General features: G+C 52.0%; 17 protein-coding genes and 1 pseudogene. 8 read left to right on the top strand and 10 right to left on the bottom strand.

What is annotated here, in order from left to right; genetic code table 11:
- Positions 1–19: 19 nt before the first annotated feature.
- The gene (cusS, locus tag ACK8NJ_RS17025) at positions 20–1,462 is read right to left on the bottom strand and encodes a Cu(+)/Ag(+) sensor histidine kinase CusS (protein ID WP_411961815.1); all 1,443 of its coding nucleotides are present in this window, start codon (positions 1,460–1,462) and stop codon (positions 20–22) included.
- Positions 1,452–2,135, bottom strand: a complete 684-nt coding sequence (gene cusR, locus ACK8NJ_RS17020) for a copper response regulator transcription factor CusR (RefSeq protein WP_000770953.1) — start codon at positions 2,133–2,135, stop codon at positions 1,452–1,454. The genes cusS and cusR overlap by 11 nt, the downstream gene beginning before the upstream one ends.
- Positions 2,136–2,291: 156 nt before the next feature.
- Here cusR and cusC point away from each other — a divergent pair, with 156 nt between their 5' ends.
- The 5 genes from cusC to pheP all read left to right on the top strand — a co-directional run bounded on the left by cusC (position 2,292) and on the right by pheP (position 9,902).
- The gene (cusC, locus tag ACK8NJ_RS17015; protein WP_411961814.1) at positions 2,292–3,671 is read left to right on the top strand and encodes a Cu(+)/Ag(+) efflux RND transporter outer membrane channel CusC; all 1,380 of its coding nucleotides are present in this window, start codon (positions 2,292–2,294) and stop codon (positions 3,669–3,671) included.
- 26 nt (positions 3,672–3,697) lie between these two features.
- A complete protein-coding gene (cusF, locus tag ACK8NJ_RS17010) occupies positions 3,698–4,030 on the top strand; it encodes a Cu(+)/Ag(+) efflux RND transporter periplasmic metallochaperone CusF (protein WP_042003289.1) in 333 nt (110 codons plus the stop codon).
- A gap of 15 nt (positions 4,031–4,045) precedes the next feature.
- Positions 4,046–5,269: a Cu(+)/Ag(+) efflux RND transporter periplasmic adaptor subunit CusB gene (gene cusB, locus ACK8NJ_RS17005; protein WP_053273890.1), complete on the top strand. Its 1,224-nt coding sequence runs from the start codon at positions 4,046–4,048 to the stop codon at positions 5,267–5,269.
- A gap of 11 nt (positions 5,270–5,280) precedes the next feature.
- Complete coding sequence (gene cusA, locus ACK8NJ_RS17000; protein ID WP_411961813.1) at positions 5,281–8,424, top strand: Cu(+)/Ag(+) efflux RND transporter permease subunit CusA; 3,144 nt, start codon at positions 5,281–5,283, stop codon at positions 8,422–8,424.
- 101 nt (positions 8,425–8,525) lie between these two features.
- Entirely contained in the window at positions 8,526–9,902 is a 1,377-nt protein-coding gene (pheP, locus tag ACK8NJ_RS16995; RefSeq protein WP_000786320.1) for a phenylalanine transporter, read from the top strand.
- A gap of 67 nt (positions 9,903–9,969) precedes the next feature.
- Here the strand turns inward: pheP and ybdG are convergent, their stop codons facing one another.
- From ybdG to ACK8NJ_RS16965, 6 genes and pseudogenes are all read right to left on the bottom strand, one after another.
- Positions 9,970–11,217 (bottom strand): mechanosensitive ion channel YbdG, encoded by a 1,248-nt coding sequence (gene ybdG, locus ACK8NJ_RS16990; RefSeq protein ID WP_001153128.1) that lies wholly within the window; start codon positions 11,215–11,217, stop codon positions 9,970–9,972.
- A gap of 107 nt (positions 11,218–11,324) precedes the next feature.
- Positions 11,325–11,978 carry an oxygen-insensitive NAD(P)H nitroreductase gene (nfsB, locus tag ACK8NJ_RS16985; RefSeq protein WP_000351449.1) on the bottom strand — a complete coding sequence of 218 codons (654 nt, stop codon included), beginning with the start codon at positions 11,976–11,978 and terminating at the stop codon, positions 11,325–11,327.
- A 93-nt stretch (positions 11,979–12,071) separates the two neighbouring features.
- Positions 12,072–12,440, bottom strand: coding sequence for an MmcQ/YjbR family DNA-binding protein (locus ACK8NJ_RS16980; protein ID WP_000360951.1), 369 nt, complete (start codon positions 12,438–12,440; stop codon positions 12,072–12,074).
- Between the two features lie 64 nt (positions 12,441–12,504).
- The gene (locus ACK8NJ_RS16975) at positions 12,505–12,753 is read right to left on the bottom strand and encodes a DUF1158 domain-containing protein (RefSeq protein WP_000682518.1); all 249 of its coding nucleotides are present in this window, start codon (positions 12,751–12,753) and stop codon (positions 12,505–12,507) included.
- A gap of 65 nt (positions 12,754–12,818) precedes the next feature.
- Positions 12,819–13,937 (bottom strand): YbdK family carboxylate-amine ligase, encoded by a 1,119-nt coding sequence (locus ACK8NJ_RS16970; protein WP_001130654.1) that lies wholly within the window; start codon positions 13,935–13,937, stop codon positions 12,819–12,821.
- A gap of 204 nt (positions 13,938–14,141) precedes the next feature.
- A pseudogene (locus ACK8NJ_RS16965) lies at positions 14,142–14,409 on the bottom strand (hypothetical protein).
- On the opposite strand from ACK8NJ_RS16965, the gene hokE (ACK8NJ_RS16960) reads away from it, so the two are divergent.
- Positions 14,378–14,530, top strand: coding sequence for a type I toxin-antitoxin system toxin HokE (hokE, locus tag ACK8NJ_RS16960; protein WP_000956465.1), 153 nt, complete (start codon positions 14,378–14,380; stop codon positions 14,528–14,530). The pseudogene ACK8NJ_RS16965 and the gene hokE (ACK8NJ_RS16960) overlap by 32 nt on opposite strands.
- A 350-nt stretch (positions 14,531–14,880) precedes the next feature.
- Complete coding sequence (gene hokE / locus ACK8NJ_RS16955; protein WP_000956465.1) at positions 14,881–15,033, top strand: type I toxin-antitoxin system toxin HokE; 153 nt, start codon at positions 14,881–14,883, stop codon at positions 15,031–15,033.
- Between the two features lie 121 nt (positions 15,034–15,154).
- Here hokE (ACK8NJ_RS16955) and entD read toward each other — a convergent pair whose 3' ends face one another.
- Complete coding sequence (entD, locus tag ACK8NJ_RS16950; RefSeq protein ID WP_328180287.1) at positions 15,155–15,775, bottom strand: enterobactin synthase subunit EntD; 621 nt, start codon at positions 15,773–15,775, stop codon at positions 15,155–15,157.
- Between the two features lie 174 nt (positions 15,776–15,949).
- The gene (gene fepA, locus ACK8NJ_RS16945; protein WP_042096326.1) at positions 15,950–18,190 is read right to left on the bottom strand and encodes a siderophore enterobactin receptor FepA; all 2,241 of its coding nucleotides are present in this window, start codon (positions 18,188–18,190) and stop codon (positions 15,950–15,952) included.
- Positions 18,191–18,432: 242 nt separating this feature from the next.
- On the opposite strand from fepA, the gene fes reads away from it, so the two are divergent.
- Positions 18,433–19,635: an enterochelin esterase gene (fes, locus tag ACK8NJ_RS16940; protein ID WP_411961812.1), complete on the top strand. Its 1,203-nt coding sequence runs from the start codon at positions 18,433–18,435 to the stop codon at positions 19,633–19,635.

Genomic DNA, 19,635 nt, shown 5'->3' with positions numbered 1-19,635 from the left:
GTTGCCGTTTGCTGAATAATTAAGCGGGTAATGTGATAACAAACCTTGTCCCCCGAGCATCTGACGTTACGGCAACCGTGCCTTTATGCGCGACAACAATCGATTTCACTATCGCCAGACCAATGCCGCTACCTTCGCCTTTTCGCTGGCGGGAGGGGTCAACGCGGTAGAAACGGTCAAACAATCGCGGTAAGTGCTCGGGCGCAATGGGCGTACCGGGGTTTTCGACGGAAACTTGCACCTGGTGATCGACCGTCTGGCAGCGCACTACAATCGCCTCTCCGGGCGGCGTATAACGCAGGGCGTTCGAAAGCAGGTTGCTTAACGCCCGACGCAGCATCAGCGGATCGCCCGCAACCTGACACTCGTCACCAACAAACCGCAACTCCACGCCGCGATCTTCCGCTAATGCCTCGAAAAAATCGAACACTTTGCCGACTTCATCCGCCAGGTTGAGCATTTTCTTTTCGGGGATTAACTGGTTGTTATCGGCCTGGGCGAGAAACAGCATATCGCTGACCATTTTCGCCATTCGCGTCAGCTCTTCGAGATTAGAGTAGAGCACATCTTCCAGCTCCTTCTGGCTGCGCGACTGGCTGAGGGCGATTTCCGTTTGCGTAATGAGATTCGTAATTGGTGTGCGAATTTCGTGGGCGATATCCGCTGAGAAATTGGACTGGCGGGTAAAGACATCCTCAATACGCTCGATCATATGGTTGAACGACAGTACCAACTGTTCCAGCTCAATCGGCACGGTCTGCGGGTCGAGGCGGACGTCGAGATCTTTCGAGGTGATATTCTGGATTTGACGGCTGACGCTGCGGATCGGCGCGTGACCTTTATGTACCGCCAGCAGCACGATAAAGACGATCAGGATGCTGATGATCGATGCGGTCATAATAAGTTTATTCATCAAATCATTTATGTAATGAAGATGAAAATCGATCGACAGCGCGATGTAGAGCGTATAAATCGGTTTGCCGTCCACCAGCGGGCCAACCGGTAAGTTAATCATCCGCCAGTTGCTGTGTTCCATATGCCCGTGACCGTGCCCTGGCATCATCATCGTCGGGCCGGAAAGGAGATACACCTCGCCGCCCTGCGCGTCTTTATCGGGTATGGCATCACGTGCAAACTCGCGGATATCGGGCGCGTCGGGGGAGTGATACACCGTTTTTCCGTAGCTATCTGCCAGGGAAATCAATACGTTGGAATAACCACTGACAATGTCTTCCAGCGTCATTAAGCGTCGGGCTTGTGTCTCTTCGGGATGATTAAGAACGCGCTTGAGCGTGGTGCTAATCTCTTTTAAATCATTAATATCCTGCTCGGCAAAATGCACTTTTACCGAGTGGATCATGATCCATGCAAAGGCGAAAAACGCCGCGATGGTGGCCAGGCTGATAAAAAAGGTCAGGCGGGTTGCCAGCGAAAACGGGCGCTGAAATGGCTTACTGACCATCCGGCACCTCAAGCATATAGCCCACGCCGCGCACGGTTTGAATCAGCTTCGGCTCAAAGTCGTTGTCGATTTTGCCGCGTAGCCGCTTCACCGCCACATCAATGGCGTTAGTGTCGCTGTCGAAATTCATGTCCCATACCTGCGAGGCGATAAGCGAGCGGGGCAGCACTTCGCCCTGATGGCGAAGGAAAAACTCCAGCAGAGTAAATTCTTTACTGGTCAGAGTGATGCGCGTGCCGCTGCGGGTGACTTTGCGGCTGACGAGATCGACCATCAGATCGGCAACCTGAAACTGACTTTCGATAATCACCGCCGCCCCGCGCCGCAGGAGAGTGCGCACCCGCGCCAGCAGTTCAGCAAAAGCGAACGGCTTCACCAGATAGTCATCGGCCCCCAACTCCAGCCCCTTGACGCGATGTTCAATGGTGCCAAGCGCGGTAAGCAACAGAATCGGCATCCCTTTATTGGCGGAGCGCAACATGCGCACGATATCCCAGCCGTTCACGTCCGGCAGCATAATATCGAGGATTATCAGGTCATAATCACCGGTCATCGCCAGATGGTAGCCATTCAGCCCATTGTCGGCCAAATCGACCACAAAACCGGCTTCGGTTAACCCTTTGGTCAAGTATTCTCCGGTTTTCTTTTCATCTTCGACAATCAACAGTTTCATATTTCCTCCGCATGTTGCCCGGGCAATTCTAGAGTAGCGGGATCAGATGGCAATCGCTTATTGGCAAAATGACAATTTTGTCATTTTCCTGTCACCGGAAAATCAGAGCCTGGCGAGTAAAGTTGACGGCATAAAATCACCAGAAATTATGAGCCTATGTCTCCTTGTAAACTTCTGCCATTTTGTGTGGCCCTTGCGCTAACCGGTTGTTCACTGGCACCGGATTATCAGCGCCCGGCAATGCCCGTGCCGCAGCAGTTCTCACTCAGCCAGAACGGCCTCGTTAACGCAGCAGATAACTATCAGAACGCGGGCTGGCGCACCTTTTTTGTTGATAATCAGGTGAAGACGCTGATTAGCGAGGCGCTGGTGAATAACCGGGATTTGCGCATGGCGACGCTGAAAGTGCAGGAAGCGCGGGCGCAATATCGTCTGACCGATGCCGACCGCTACCCACAGCTCAATGGCGAGGGCAGCGGCAGCTGGAGCGGCAATCTTAAAGGCGATTCAGCCTCGACGCGGGAGTTCTCGACTGGCCTTAACGCCAGCTTTGATCTCGATTTTTTCGGTCGCTTAAAGAACATGAGCGAAGCCGAGCGCCAAAATTATTTAGCCACTGAGGAAGCCCAGCGCGCGGTGCATATTCTGCTGGTTTCTAATGTCGCGCAAAGCTATTTCAATCAGCAGCTGGCGTATGCGCAATTGCAAATAGCCGAAGAAACGCTGCGTAATTATCAGCAGTCATATGCGTTTGTCGAAAAACAACTGTTGACCGGTAGCAGCAATGTTCTGGCGCTGGAACAGGCTCGCGGGGTGATTGAAAGTACCCGCAGCGACATCGCTAAACGTCAGGGGGAACTGACGCAGGCGAATAATGCATTGCAACTGTTATTGGGAAGCTACGGCAAGCTGCCGCAAGCGCAGACAGTAAACAGCGACAGCCTGCAAAGCGTTCAATTACCAGCGGGCTTGTCGTCGCAAATCTTATTGCAGCGCCCGGATATTATGGAAGCTGAACACGCGTTAATGGCGGCTAATGCCAATATTGGGGCCGCACGCGCGGCATTTTTCCCATCTATAAGCCTGACCAGCGGAATATCAACCGCCAGCAGCGATCTGTCGTCATTATTTAACGCCAGCAGCGGGATGTGGAATTTTATACCCAAAATTGAGATCCCCATTTTTAATGCCGGACGCAACCAAGCCAATCTGGATATCGCCGAAATTCGCCAGCAGCAGTCGGTGGTGAATTATGAACAGAAAATCCAGAACGCCTTTAAAGAAGTGGCAGATGCGCTGGCATTACGTCAAAGCCTGAACGATCAAATTAGCGCCCAGCAGCGTTATCTGGCATCGCTGCAAATTACTTTGCAACGGGCGCGGGCATTATATCAGCACGGCGCAGTAAGTTATCTGGAAGTGCTGGATGCTGAGCGTTCTTTATTTGCAACCCGACAAACTTTACTTGACCTGAATTATGCCCGTCAGGTTAACGAAATTTCTTTATATGCCGCACTTGGTGGCGGTTGGCAGTAGTAATTTTTAACTCCAGGAGAGAATAAATGAAAAAAGCACTGCAAGTCGCAATGTTCAGTCTGTTTACCGTTATTGGCTTTAATGCCCAGGCTAACGAACATCATCATGAAACCATGAGCGAAGTACAACCGCAGGTTATTAGCGCCACTGGCGTGGTAAAAGGTATTGATCTGGAAAGCAAAAAAATCACCATCCATCACGATCCGATTGCTGCCGTGAAATGGCCGGAGATGACCATGCGCTTTACTATCACCCCGCAGACGAAAATGAGTGAAATTAAAACCGGCGACAAAGTGGCGTTTAATTTTGTCCAGCAGGGCAGCCTTTCTTTATTACAAGATATTAAAGTCAGCCAGTAACCCAGGTTTAATGAGATGAAAAAAATCGCGCTTATTATCGGCAGCATGATCGCGGGCGGTATTATTTCTGCGGCAGGTTTTACCTGGTTTGACCGGGCTGAACCGCCCGCAGAAAAAACGTCGACCGCAGAACGTAAAATTTTATTCTGGTACGACCCGATGTATCCCAATACGCGGTTCGATAAACCAGGTAAATCGCCGTTTATGGATATGGATCTGGTGCCGAAATATGCCGATGAAGAGAGTTCTGCGTCTGGTGTGCGCATTGACCCGACTCAGACGCAGAATCTGGGGGTGAAAACGGCTACCGTCACGCGCGGGCCGCTGACTTTTGCCCAGAGTTTCCCGGCGAATGTCAGTTACAACGAGTATCAGTATGCCATTGTGCAGGCTCGCGCTGCCGGGTTTATCGACAAGGTGTATCCGCTTACCGTGGGCGATAAAGTGCAAAAGGGCACACCGCTTCTCGACCTGACCATTCCCGACTGGGTGGAAGCGCAGAGTGAGTATTTACTGCTGCGCGAAACCGGCGGTACGGCGACCCAGACTGAAGGCATTCTTGAGCGGCTGCGACTGGCGGGAATGCCGGAGGCGGATATTCGCCGACTGATCGCCACGCAAAAAATCCAGACGCGTTTTACGCTCAAAGCGCCCATTGATGGCGTGATCACCGCGTTTGATCTGCGCGCGGGTATGAATATCGCCAAAGATAACGTGGTCGCGAAAATTCAGGGTATGGACCCGGTGTGGGTCACTGCTGCGATCCCGGAGTCTATCGCCTGGCTGGTGAAAGATGCCTCGCAGTTTACGCTCACCGTTCCGGCACGACCGGATAAAACACTCACCATCCGCAAATGGACCCTGCTACCCGGCGTGGATGCCGCGACCCGCACGCTGCAGCTGCGTCTGGAAGTCGACAACGCCGACGAGGCGCTAAAACCGGGCATGAACGCCTGGTTGCAACTCAATACCGCCAGCGAACCGATGCTGCTCATTCCGTCACAAGCGCTGATTGATACCGGCAGCGAACAGCGGGTGATTACCGTTGATGCCGACGGGCGCTTTGTACCGAAACGCGTTGCCGTTTTCCAGGCATCGCAAGGTGTCACCGCATTACGCTCTGGTCTGGCGGAAGGTGAAAAGGTGGTTTCCAGCGGCCTGTTCCTGATTGATTCCGAAGCCAATATTTCTGGCGCACTGGAGCGGATGCGCTCTGAAAGTGCTACCCATGCGCATTGAGGGAATAACCAATGATTGAATGGATTATTCGTCGCTCGGTGGCGAACCGTTTTCTGGTGCTGATGGGCGCGTTATTTCTGAGTATCTGGGGCACCTGGACCATCATTAACACGCCAGTGGATGCGTTGCCGGATCTCTCCGATGTGCAGGTGATTATTAAAACCAGCTATCCCGGTCAGGCACCGCAAATCGTTGAAAATCAGGTGACTTATCCGCTAACCACCACGATGTTGTCGGTGCCTGGCGCGAAGACTGTGCGCGGTTTCTCGCAGTTTGGCGACTCTTATGTGTATGTCATTTTCGAAGATGGCACCGATCCATACTGGGCGCGCTCGCGGGTGCTGGAGTACCTCAACCAGGTACAGGGTAAGCTGCCTGCGGGAGTCAGCGCCGAGCTGGGGCCAGATGCCACGGGTGTTGGCTGGATCTATGAATATGCATTGGTGGATCGCAGCGGTAAGCACGATCTGGCCGATTTACGCTCATTGCAGGACTGGTTTCTCAAATATGAGCTAAAAACCATCCCTGACGTTGCGGAAGTGGCGTCGGTGGGCGGTGTGGTGAAAGAGTATCAGGTGGTTATCGATCCCCAGCGCCTGGCGCAGTATGGCATCAGTCTCGCCGAAGTAAAAAGCGCGCTGGATGCTTCAAACCAGGAAGCGGGCGGTTCGTCGATCGAACTGGCGGAAGCGGAATATATGGTGCGCGCCAGCGGCTATCTGCAAACGCTCGACGACTTTAATCACATCGTTTTAAAAGCCAGTGAAAATGGCGTGCCCGTTTATCTGCGTGATGTTGCGAAGGTCCAGATTGGCCCGGAAATGCGCCGGGGCATTGCCGAACTGAACGGCGAAGGCGAAGTGGCGGGCGGAGTGGTGATCCTGCGCTCCGGCAAAAACGCCCGTGAAGTGATCGCCGCCGTGAAGGACAAACTGGAAACGCTGAAAAGCAGTCTGCCGGAAGGCGTGGAGATAGTTACAACATACGATCGCAGCCAGCTCATTGACCGCGCCATCGACAACCTCAGCGGCAAGTTGCTGGAAGAGTTTATTGTGGTGGCGGTAGTCTGTGCGCTGTTTCTCTGGCATGTGCGCTCGGCGCTGGTGGCGATTATTTCGTTGCCGCTGGGGTTGTGTATTGCTTTTATTGTCATGTACTTTCAGGGACTGAACGCCAATATTATGTCGCTGGGCGGTATTGCGATTGCCGTCGGGGCGATGGTCGATGCCGCTATCGTCATGATCGAGAATGCACATAAACGGCTGGAAGAGTGGCAGCACCAGCATCCTGACGCCACGCTGGATAATAAAACGCGCTGGCAGGTGATCACCGATGCATCTGTTGAAGTGGGGCCGGCGCTGTTTATCAGTCTGCTGATTATCACGTTGTCGTTTATCCCGATCTTCACCCTGGAAGGGCAGGAAGGGCGTCTGTTTGGCCCGCTGGCGTTCACCAAAACGTATGCGATGGCGGGCGCGGCGCTGCTGGCGATCGTAGTGATCCCGATCCTGATGGGCTACTGGATCCGTGGCAAAATTCCGCCGGAAAGTAGTAACCCGCTCAATCGCTTTTTGATTCGTGTTTATCATCCGCTGTTGCTGAAAGTACTGCACTGGCCGAAAACCACGCTGTTGGTGGCAGCGCTTTCGGTGCTGACGGTTCTCTGGCCGCTCAATAAAGTTGGCGGGGAATTTTTACCGCAGATCAATGAAGGCGACTTGTTGTATATGCCATCGACGCTGCCGGGGATTTCCGCAGCAGAGGCGGCGAGTATGCTGCAAAAAACCGACAAGCTGATTATGAGCGTACCTGAAGTGGCGCGGGTATTTGGCAAAACCGGGAAAGCGGAAACCGCCACCGATTCTGCTCCGCTGGAGATGGTAGAAACGACCATCCAGCTTAAGCCACAAGATCAGTGGCGGCCAGGCATGACGATGGACAAAATCATCGAGGAACTGGATAACACCGTGCGGCTGCCGGGGCTGGCGAATCTGTGGGTGCCGCCAATTCGTAACCGTATCGATATGCTCTCGACTGGCATTAAAAGCCCCATCGGCATTAAAGTTTCCGGCACTGTGCTGGCGGATATCGACGCGATGGCGGAGCAAATTGAAGAAGTGGCACGAACGGTGCCAGGCGTGGCTTCTGCGCTTGCTGAGCGTCTGGAAGGTGGGCGCTATATCAACGTTGAGATTAACCGTGAAAAAGCCGCGCGTTACGGTATGACGGTGGCGGATGTGCAATTGTTTGTGACATCTGCGGTGGGCGGGGCGATGGTTGGCGAAACGGTGGAAGGGATTGCCCGTTATCCCATTAATCTGCGTTATCCGCAAAGCTGGCGCGATAGTCCGCAGGCGCTGCGCCAGTTGCCGATCCTGACGCCGATGAAGCAGCAAATCACCCTGGCAGACGTGGCCGACGTTAAAGTCTCTACCGGACCGTCGATGCTGAAAACCGAGAATGCGCGCCCGACGAGCTGGATTTATATCGATGCCCGCGATCGTGACATGGTGTCGGTGGTTCACGATTTGCAAAAAGCGATAGCTGAAAAAGTGCAGTTAAAACCGGGCACCAGCGTGGCATTCTCCGGGCAGTTCGAGCTACTGGAGCGCGCCAACCATAAGCTGAAACTCATGGTGCCGATGACGTTGATGATCATCTTCGTGCTGTTGTATCTGGCGTTCCGTCGGGTGGGCGAAGCGTTGCTGATTATCAGCAGCGTACCGTTTGCGCTGGTGGGCGGCATCTGGTTGCTGTGGTGGATGGGCTTTCATCTTTCCGTGGCGACGGGCACCGGTTTTATTGCCCTTGCCGGGGTCGCCGCCGAATTTGGCGTGGTGATGCTGATGTATTTACGTCACGCCATAGAGGCCGAGCCGTCGTTGAATAATCCGCAAACATTCAGTGAGCAGAAGCTGGATGAGGCGTTATATCACGGCGCGGTACTGCGCGTGCGCCCGAAAGCGATGACGGTGGCGGTGATTATCGCCGGTCTGCTGCCGATTCTGTGGGGAACGGGAGCAGGTTCAGAGGTGATGAGCCGGATTGCCGCGCCGATGATTGGCGGCATGATCACCGCGCCTTTGCTATCGCTGTTTATTATCCCGGCGGCGTATAAGCTGATGTGGCTGCACCGACATCGGGTACGGAAATAAAAGCAGGATACCCGGTTTAACCGTGTGGATTGTGTCTTGCGACGATGGGCACTAAATGTTAAAAGGTGCCCCTCAACAAAAAAGACACACAGGGGAAAGGCGTGAAAAACGCGTCAACCGTATCGGAAGATACTGCGTCGAATCAAGAGCCGACGCTTCATCGCGGATTACATAACCGTCATATTCAACTGATTGCGCTGGGTGGCGCAATTGGTACTGGTCTGTTTCTTGGCATTGGCCCGGCGATTCAGATGGCGGGTCCGGCTGTATTGCTGGGCTACGGCGTCGCCGGGATCATCGCTTTCCTGATTATGCGCCAGCTCGGCGAGATGGTGGTCGAAGAGCCGGTATCCGGTTCATTTGCCCACTTTGCCTATAAATACTGGGGACCGTTTGCGGGCTTCCTCTCTGGCTGGAACTACTGGGTGATGTTCGTGCTGGTGGGAATGGCAGAGCTGACCGCTGCGGGCATCTATATGCAGTACTGGTTCCCGGATGTTCCAACGTGGATTTGGGCTGCCGCCTTCTTTATTATCATCAACGCCGTTAACCTGGTAAACGTGCGCTTATATGGCGAAACCGAATTCTGGTTTGCGCTGATTAAAGTGCTGGCGATCATCGGTATGATCGGCTTTGGCCTGTGGCTGCTGTTTTCTGGGCACGGCGGCGAGAAAGCCAGTATCGACAACCTCTGGCGCTACGGTGGTTTCTTCGCCACCGGCTGGAATGGGCTGATTTTGTCGCTGGCGGTAATTATGTTCTCCTTCGGCGGTCTGGAGCTGATTGGGATTACTGCGGCTGAAGCGCGCGATCCGGAAAAAAGCATCCCGAAAGCAGTGAATCAGGTGGTGTATCGCATCCTGCTGTTTTATATAGGTTCACTGGTGGTTTTACTGGCACTCTATCCGTGGGTGGAAGTGAAATCCAACAGTAGCCCTTTTGTGATGATTTTCCATAATCTCGACAGCAACGTGGTAGCTTCTGCGCTGAACTTCGTCATTCTGGTAGCATCATTATCGGTGTATAACAGCGGGGTTTACTCTAACAGCCGCATGCTGTTTGGCCTTTCTGTGCAGGGTAATGCGCCGAAGTTTTTGACTCGCGTCAGCCGTCGCGGCGTGCCGATTAACTCGCTGATGCTTTCCGGAGCCATCACTTCGCTGGTGGTGTTAATCAACTATCTGCTGCCGCAAAAAGCGTTTGGTCTGCTGATGGCGCTGGTGGTAGCAACGCTGCTGTTAAACTGGATTATGATCTGCCTGGCGCATCTGCGTTTTCGCGCGGCGATGCGACGTCAGGGACGTGAAACACAGTTTAAGGCGCTGCTCTATCCGTTCGGCAACTATCTCTGCATCGCCTTCCTCGGCATGATTTTGCTGCTGATGTGCACGATGGATGATATGCGCTTGTCAGCGATTCTGCTGCCAGTGTGGATTGTATTCCTGTTTGTAGCGTTTAAAACGCTGCGTCGGAAATAAGGCATTCACGCTACATCCGACAAAACGATGTCCGCTCTCATCCATTCGATGAGAGCGGTTTTTTTAATTACTGCTTAAATGCACCCGCCAGAGAGCGAATATCATTGCCGGTTGGCGACTGATGAAGTCGCAGACCAAACTCTTCGACAATCGCAAATATGTGATCGAATATATCAGCCTGAATGCTTTCATATTCCAGCCACACCACGGTGTTGGTAAACGCATAGATCTCGAGCGGTAAACCGTTATCGCCAGGAGCCAGTTGGCGTACCATTAAGGTCATATCTTTACGAATCCGCGGATGGTTACGTAGATATTCGTTCAGATAGGCACGAAAGGTTCCAATATTAGTCATTCGGCGCAGGTTTAATACCGACTCCGTAGAACCTTGCTGGCGATTCCACTCATTAATTTCCTTGTGGCGGCTGGTTAAATAAGGTTTTAACAAATGCGCTTTATTCAGACGTTGCATTTCGTCTTCATCAAGAAAACGAATACTGGTGACATCAATACTGATACTGCGCTTAATACGTCGCCCGCCAGATGCTGACATCCCGCTCCAGTTTTTAAAGGAGTCAGAGACCAGAGACCAGGTGGGAATAGTGGTAATGGTATTGTCCCAGTTACGCACTTTGACGGTGGTTAACCCAATATCGATCACCGCGCCATCCGCGCCGTATTTCGGCATCTCCAGCCAGTCGCCCAGTTTCAGCATATCGTTCGCGGAAAGCTGAATACCTGCCACCAGACCAAGAATCGGATCTTTAAATACCAACATCAGCACGGCAGCCATTGCACCAAGACCGCTGATCAGAATCGCTGGCGACTGACCAATCAGCAGCGAGATCATCAAAATGCCGACCAGAATCGCGCCGATCAGTTTAATCCCCTGAAAAATCCCTTTCAGCGGTAACTGAGATGCCGCCGGGAATTTCTGCGCCAGATTCAAAATAACATCCAGCAACGAGAAGACTGAAAGCAGCGCATACATCATGATCCACAACTGCGCGCAGGTAGTCAGAATATCTGCCGCTTCGGTGCCTTTTTGCAGCCAGAATACCGCCTGAATATTGACGATAATCCCCTGCAGGGTAAAAGCTAAACGGTGGAAGAGTTTATTCTGGGTAATGATTTGCAACCATAGCCGTGAACTGGCGATGGCACGTTTTTCGAAGGTCCGCAGTACCACCCAATGCAAAAAAATATGCACCACGACGGCGGTCAGAAAAATAATACCGAAAATCATCACCATTGAGGTGGTGTGATCGATCTCAATACCCGCTAAATCTTCAACCTGGGATATTAAATCCTGCATAACGTCTCCTTTATACAACAGCAGACTATGATGACGGCTGAAACAGGGTTATGCAAATCAGGAGAATCTGAGGGGAAATAGCCGGGCAGATGCCCGGCAAGAGAGAATTACACTTCGGTTAAGATGATGTTTTGCGGCAGACGAGATTTCGGCAGCGTAGCGTTAAAATCTTCAACGCTGTGATGACCCACCGGAACAACTACCAGACTGGTGTAGCCTTTCTCTTTCAGACCAAATTCTGCATCGAGGATTGCGGCGTCAAAACCTTCGATGGGTACCGCGTCCAGACCCAGCGCCGCCACGCCGAGCAGGAAGTTGCCGACGTTGAGATAAACCTGTTTTGCCATCCACTCTGCATCATCATGCAGATCTTTACGGTGCATATCGGCGAAGAACTTGCGACCTTTATCGTTCGCGGCTTTCGCTTCCGGCGTGGCAAAGCGGCCATCGGCATCTTCTTGGTCAACAACCAGCTTCAGCCAGGCATCGTCCATCGCGGTTTTTGCACAGAACACCACGACGTGCGAGGCATCAAGCATTTTACGCTCGTTGAACACGTAATTATCGGCAGCGGATTTGGCAACACGCGCTTTACCTTCTTCCGTGCTGGCAACAATAAAATGCCATGGCTGGGAGTTGGTGCTGGATGGGCTGTATTGCAGTAGCGTTTTGATCTGCTCGGCCTGTTCCGGGGTAAGTTTTTTGCTGGCATCAAATGCCTTAGTGGAATGACGCTTTAAGGCGACAGAAATGATATCCATAAAGACTCCATGTGAAAGTAATTTTGCGTGCCAGCAGATTACAAGGTTCAACGAGAAATGGTAAGCGAGAAAAATGCGCTATAGATTTCCGCTTTAGCCTGGACGCACTCTTTTTTGATCGCGTTTAGCCAGACCATCAACCACCAGATTCCACGAATCGTTGATCAGATCGCGAAGTAACGCTTCGGAGATTTCCTCGCCGGGATACACTGAAATCCAGTGCTTTTTATTCATGTGATATCCTGGCTTAATGCTCGGGTATATCTGCTGATTTAACAGGGATTTTTGTGGATCGGACTTCAAATTGATAAAGGGAACGCCGCGCAGCTCTGACGACAACATAAAAATCTTGCCGCCAATTTTAAAAACATCGAACTCCGGGCCAAAAGGCCAGCAAAGCTCGACAAAGGGTAACTCAAGGGCCAGGCGTTTCGCCGTTTCGTGCAGTGATTGCTTATCCATAAACGTTCCTTTAGGCGAAGGAGAATAAGCAAAGTATGCCGCGAAGTACGGCGATAATCGACGTTTAATCCGCCAGCGAGAACCAGCGTCGCCAGATAAAGCGCAGAACAAAATACTCAATAGCGCCCAGCACTAAAAACCACAGACAAAACAATAAAGTGTAAAGCTGGCTAAGATCCATCAGATGGAACATGGTCACCAGTTTTTGTGCCAGCGTCAGCCCCAATGCGGGGGCGGGAAGCAGCAGGCAAGAGAGGAAAGCCATCAGCAAAATGCCTGCTGCGGTGGTCAAGGTTTCTAAAGGGTGTTTCATAACATTGTTAAATGTAAGTTAAAACACCATTGTCAGGGATATTCTTCTGTAAGGCAATTCCCGGCTTAGTCACCGGCCCAGATCTCACAATGCTTTTTCACCAGCCCAATCAGCGAGCCGCCATCGGCGACGAAATCGCGCATTAGCTGCGCTTCATTCAGACCGCTGACGACCTGGCGATGCAGTGCTTCTATTGCGCTCGATGCGCCAATTTTATGTGCAGAAGGGGCGATTTTTTCCAGCAATCGCAAGGTGTCTTCCGTCAATGGTCGACGATCGCCAGTATGCGGATCGGTAATGACGCCTTCCAGCCCATAGCGGCAGGCCTGGAAACGGTTGAATTTATAAAGAAGGTAATCTTTCTCCTGATGTTTAAACGGGCGTTCCGTCAGTAACCAGTGGGCGGTGGCCTGAATCAATCCTGCCATATTTACCGCATGGCTAAGGGTTAACGGGGTATCCATTACCCGAACCTCCACCGTGCCAAAATGAGGACTGGGGCGAATATCCCAGTGCAGATCTTTAATGCTGTCGATCATCGTGGTGTAACTCAGGCAGCGAAACAGGGCTTCAAATTGTTGCCAGTTACTGACCCACGGCATCGGGCCATTATCGGGAAAGGCGGAAAAAATATTCGGTCGTGAGGAGGCAAAACGCGTATCCGTTCCCTGCATATATGGCGACGCGGCGGAAAGGGCGATAAAGTGCGGCACAAACCGTGACAGGCCGTGCAGCAAATAAATGGCATCATCGCCACTGGCGCAACCAACATGGACATGCTGACCAAAAACGGTCGCCTGTTGAATGAGATAACCAAAGTTTTCCAGCGTTCGTTGATAGCGTTCGTTATCGCACACCTCCTGACGCTGCCATTTCTGAAACGGGTGCGTGCCACCGCCGCAAATTTCCAGATGATGGTCTGTGGCTGCCTGCAATACGACTTTCTGCATCGCTGAAAATTGCCCGGCAGCCTGGTTGATATCACGGCAAACATCCGTCGCCAGCTCCAGCATACTTTCGGTGATATCGTGCTTTACCTCTCCGGCCGTGATCTTATTTTTAACCGCGTCAATCAGCATTGAAGAGTCCTGGCTTAAGTCATAGCCCGGCGGATTAACCACCTGCATTTCCAGTTCAATACCGAGGGTAAAAGGTTCAGAAACATGAAAATCGGGTAATGGCATAGGTTTCTCTAATGTTGGCGTTTTCTATTCAGTATAGAAGTGGGAGCGACTGGGCGAGATGCGGAAGTTCTGGAATGTTTCTTTTTTTGATGATGGTGACTGAAGCAAATTGGCTACATTTTGCAATATGACAAGTTATGGCAGTGCGGACTGGTGGCGAAGAATTTTGACGATTGAGGCATGCAGAAAAAAACGGGTTCAGCTTCAGTTGATCAAATGAGGAGTGAGAAGTCCGAAACAGGACTCACTGTATAAATAAACAGCTATTTTGCTGAAGAAGGGTAAGATAACGGCGGGTGCCTGAAGCTTTCCGGTTTCAGGTTAACTCTGAGGTCTGGAAAGATGAAGCCCCAGGAGATATTTCTATCAACCCTGGGGCTGCCACTCCAAACCAGACAATTTGGATGGTAGTCCCTTCTTCGCATGGAGGCAATATAAACATGCTGACGAAATATGCCCTTGTGGCAGTCATAGTGCTGTGTTTGACGGTACTGGGATTTACGCTTCTAGTCGGAGACTCGCTGTGTGAGTTTACGGTGAAGGAACGTAATATTGAGTTTAAGGCTGTTCTCGCTTACGAACCGAAGAAGTAGCCGTTGTGCGGGGAGTAATCCCCGCATATCCGGTTGTCAGGTCAGGGTGGTAAGGCACCTGCTTTACACTTTCGCCCGTGGTCAGTGATGGCTGCGGGCGATTTCGTTTTACGAGCAATAACGAGTGTTGCCAACAGAAGTCCGAAACAGGACTTGCTGTATAAATAAACAGTTATTTTGCTAAGGAAGGGTAAGATAACAGCGGGTGCCTGAAGCTTTCCGGTTTCAGGTTAACTCTGAGGTCTGGAAAGATGAAGCCCCAGGAGATATTTCTATCAATCCTGGGGCTGCCACTCCGAACCTCAACAACTCGGATGGTAGTCCCTTCTTCGCATGGAGGCAATATAAACATGCTGACGAAATATGCCCTTGTGGCAGTCATAGTGCTGTGTTTAACGGTGCTGGGATTTACGCTTCTGGTCGGAGACTCGCTGTGTGAGTTTACGGTGAAGGAACGTAATATTGAGTTTAAGGCTGTTCTCGCTTACGAACCGAAGAAGTAGCCGTTGTGCGGGGAGTAATCCCCGCATATCCGGTTGTCAGGTCAGGATGGTAAGGCACCTGCTTTACACTTTCGCCCGTGGTCAGTGATGGCTGCGGGCGAATCGTACCAGATGTTGTCAATTAATCGTGTTGGCACAGCGTTATGACTATTTTTTCTTTTATCTGCCAGTGCACAGCAAACTGCTCATCCTCTAGTCGAATGATGAGCTGCTGTTTATTCCAGCTAATTATCTGATAATCCAGAAAACCTTGAGCGGCCTGTATCTTGCTTGCCTTAAATGCGCTCTCTTTGGCGGAAAATGCCAGTGTCAGCGCCAGAGAAAAGGTTAAACCGCATTCTGCGAGTCGCTCGTGTTCTGCTGGTGTAATAATGTTGTCTGTCAATTCTCTTGCGGTTTGTACAGAGAAAATCTCTTCGATATCAATGCCAATCGGTTGACGAGATACCACGGCTAATGCCGTAGTCCCGCAGTGGCTAATACTGCCGTATACCTCCGCAGGCCACACAGGTTGGCGTAGCTCGCCGATAGCGGGCACATATTTATAGCCATATTCCCGCAAGGCATAAACAGCAGCGATTCGTCCAGCTAAATGCTCTGTTTTACGTTTACGTCCAGCGTGTTGCAGTTGTGCGTAGTGTGGCAGCCAGAGTAAATCCTGCTCGCGAAAACTCGCCGGATCAAACTCAACAAAATGCAGCGTATGTCCTGCAAAGGGGAGGGAGGTATGCGTAGTTTTCATGTCGACCATATTAGAGAATGATGACAAACGCAAAACTGCCTGATGCGCTACGCTTATCAGGCCTACGTGGTCCTGCAATATATTGAATTGGCAAGATTTTTGTAGGCCGGATAAGGCGTTCACGCCGCATCCGGCATGAACTACGCGCACTTTGTCAACAATCTGACGTTAGCATCAGAAGTGAGTATTAATGCTCATATACCACGTACGTCCCGGCTCGTTATAGGTATACGCCCCGGCACCGGCGATATAGTTGGCTCCTGCCAGATCGCCTGTGGTCTGGGCATTACCCGCACGCCACAAACGTTTGTCGAACAGGTTGTCCACGCCGCCGGTCAGACTGACATTCTTCGTCGCATCCCAGGTCGCGCTCAGACCCACAATGCTGTAAGGACTGATTTCTTTGGTTTCCGGGCCAACCGCTGGCTGACCTTTATAGTTGTACTTCTTCGGCTGCTGCTTGCCGTACCAGGTGAAGGTCGTTTGCATCGACAAGTCTTCCCGTGCCTGCCAGCTCAGCGTTGAGTTCAACGTATACTCCGGGATGATCGACAAACGGTCACCCGTGGTTTTGTTTTCACTCTTCAGCATATAAGTGATGTTATTGGTCCACATCACCGTTTCGCTAACCGGTACGTTTAACGATCCTTCCAGACCTTCAACCACCGCTTTCGGTACGTTATCCCACTGATAGAGATCGGTGCCGACTGCGTTTTGCCCTACAGCCACATAGCCCGCTTCAATCTTATTGCGATAATCGTTACGGAACCAGGTGACGCCCGCCAGCCAGCCGTCGCGCTTGAACTCCAGGCCAATCTCTTTGTTAATACTGGTTTCCGCTTTCAGGTCATCATTACCTTGCAGATAGCAGCCGCCCGCGCTGGCATAGCAGCCCTGACCTTTACTGTAGAGAATGTAGTTTGGGTTAGTCTGGTACAGACTCGGCGCTTTATAAGCACGGGCAATGCCCATTTTCAGCGTGAAGTCATCGCCTAAACCTTGCGATATGTTTAGAGCCGGACTCCAGTTATTGCCAACAATGCTGTGATGATCGAAACGCAGCCCCGGCGTTACGATGGTGCTGTCAGTCAGCTCCATATTGTTTTCGGCAAATAGCGAGAAAATTTCTGCTTTTGAATACGGGCTACGGTCGGTGGCACTCACGCCATCAATAGCACCGCCGGTATTCGTCCCGGTGAGCGCCTGGGTGTTGGAACTCAAGTCCTTCATCCGCTGCTGATTCCACTCCGTACCCAGCGTCAGCGTCTGGTTAACGAGGAAATCAATCGGCAGGTTAACTTCGCTGTGCAGCATCACGTCATCGAGATCGATATCGACGAAATCCTGTGTCGCTTTTTCGTTAAATTTCCCTTCTGTGCCGCCCGCCAGACCTTCCGGGATGCGCGAGTTACGGGTGTGTTCGTACTGCACCCAGTTGCTGGTGGTCACGCCGTTATCCCAGCCGCCGTTCCATGTCAGCGAGTAGTTCTGGCGATACAGACGGTTGGTTTCATCGCCATATTTCGAGCGGGTATAGGAGTCAGAGTTGGTGTTCTGGGTGTCGCCCGCATACAGGTTACCCTGGCGGCTGTAGCCCGCTTCCAGTTCGAGTGATTGCAGAGGCGCGAAGTCCCAGCGCACCACGCCATTAATATCTTTGTTAATTACCCCTTCGCGCCCGGCTGGTAACGTCGTGGCATACGTTCCGGCACGCGCGGACTGATGGCCCTGGTTGATATCCCACGCGTCAGCCTGAGTTTTGTCGAGGTTGCCATACAAGCGGAAGCTGAATTCGTCGCCCAGCGGACCGGTGAGGCTAAAGTTAGTGCGTTTGGTGGCACCTTCCTCTTTATGTTCTGGCGCATTGAAATATGCGTCCCACGAGCCGTGCCACTCACCACTGCCTTTTTTGGTAATGATGTTAACCACGCCGCCCGCCGCGCCGTTGCCATAACGCGCAGCTGCCGGACCACGCAGAACTTCAATACGTTCAATCATTTCAGGTGGCACCCAGGAGGTATCACCACGGGTATCGCGCTCGCCACGCCAGCCCTGACGCACCGAGTTACGGCTGCTTACCGGCTTGCCGTCAATCAAAATCAGCGTGTTTTCCGGACCCATGCCGCGAATATCAATCTGTCGGTTATTCCCACGCTGACCACTGGTGGAGTTACCGGTCAGGTTAACGCCTGGCATGGTACGGATGATCTCCGACACATCGCGGGCAACCGGGTTTTTGCGGATTTCATCTGCGGTGATGGTCGAAACGCCAGGTGCCTGCAAGTTCTGCTCGGCGGCGGTAACGACAATGGTATCGTCATGTGAAACAGGAGTATCGGTCGGCTCTTGTGCCTGCGCTACCCCATAAATCCCCAGATTGACCAACAAGGCCAGGGAATGAATCTTCTTGTTCATTGTTTTATTCCTGCATTTTTGCCACGAATTGCAACTGTCGGGCATGGTCGTCATCAACACGACGCATCCCGCTACCGCGAAAACCTTTGATCCTGAAAGACACGCAGTGCAGTTGGTTAATTAATGTCCGCGCTTCCCACGGCGCGCCATTACGCTATTGCAAATGCAAATAGTTATCAATAATATTATCAATATATTTCTGCAATCAATGAAAAATTTCACAGTAAACATGGGGTTATGGTGTGACGGCGTTAAAAGTAGGAAGTGAGAGCTGGTGGCAGTCGAAACATGGCCCGGAATGGCAGCGTCTGAATGACGAAATGTTTGAGGTCACTTTCTGGTGGCGTGATCCCCAAGGTTCTGAAGAATACTCGACGATAAAGCGCGTATGGGTCTACATCACTGGTGTGACCGATCACCATCAGAACAGCCAGCCCCAGTCGATGCAGCGAATTGCAGGTACCAACGTCTGGCAGTGGACGACACAACTTAATGCCAACTGGCGCGGCAGCTACTGTTTTATTCCCACCGAACGCGATGACATTTTTTCTGCACCATCCCCCGATCGCCTCGAATTACGTGAAGGCTGGCGAAAACTATTACCCCAGGCGATAGCCGATCCGCTGAATCCACAAAGCTGGAAAGGCGGGCGAGGGCACGCTGTTTCTGCACTCGAAATGCCGCAAGCGCCTCTGCAACCGGGATGGGATTGTCCGCAAGCGCCAGAAACACCTGCCAAAGAAATTATCTGGAAAAGTGAACGGTTGAAGAATTCACGCCGTGTATGGATTTTTACCACCGGCGATGCAACAGCAGAAGAACGCCCGCTGGCAGTTTTGCTCGATGGCGAATTTTGGGCGCAAAGTATGCCCGTCTGGCCTGTGCTGACTTCGCTGACCCATCGTCAGCAACTTCCTCCCGCCGTGTATGTGTTGATCGACGCTATCGACACCACGCACCGTGCCCACGAACTGCCGTGTAATACGGATTTCTGGCTGGCAGTACAGCAAGAGTTATTACCCCTGGTGAAAGCTATTGCCCCTTTTAGCGATCGCGCCGATCGCACCGTGGTCGCCGGGCAGAGTTTTGGTGGGCTTTCTGCGCTGTATGCCGGACTGCACTGGCCTGAACGCTTTGGCTGTGTATTAAGCCAGTCAGGATCGTACTGGTGGCCGCATCGGGGCGGGCACCAAGAGGGCGTGTTACTTGAACAGCTAAAAACTGGTGAAGTTAGCGCCGAAGGTCTGCGCATTGTGCTGGAAGCGGGTGTTCGCGAGCCGATGATCATGCGGGCCAATCAGGCGCTGTATGCGCAATTACACCCCATAAAAGAATCCATTTTCTGGCGTCAGGTTGACGGCGGACATGATGCGCTTTGTTGGCGCGGTGGCTTGATGCAGGGGCTAATCGACCTCTGGCAACCACTTTTCCATGACAGGAGTTGA

Origin of the sequence: Escherichia sp. F1 (assembly GCF_046764225.1) — a bacterium.
Classification (GTDB): domain Bacteria; phylum Pseudomonadota; class Gammaproteobacteria; order Enterobacterales; family Enterobacteriaceae; genus Escherichia; species Escherichia coli.
The sequence above is the reverse complement of the archived record's forward strand: the minus strand, read 5'-3'. Positions and strand labels throughout refer to the sequence as shown.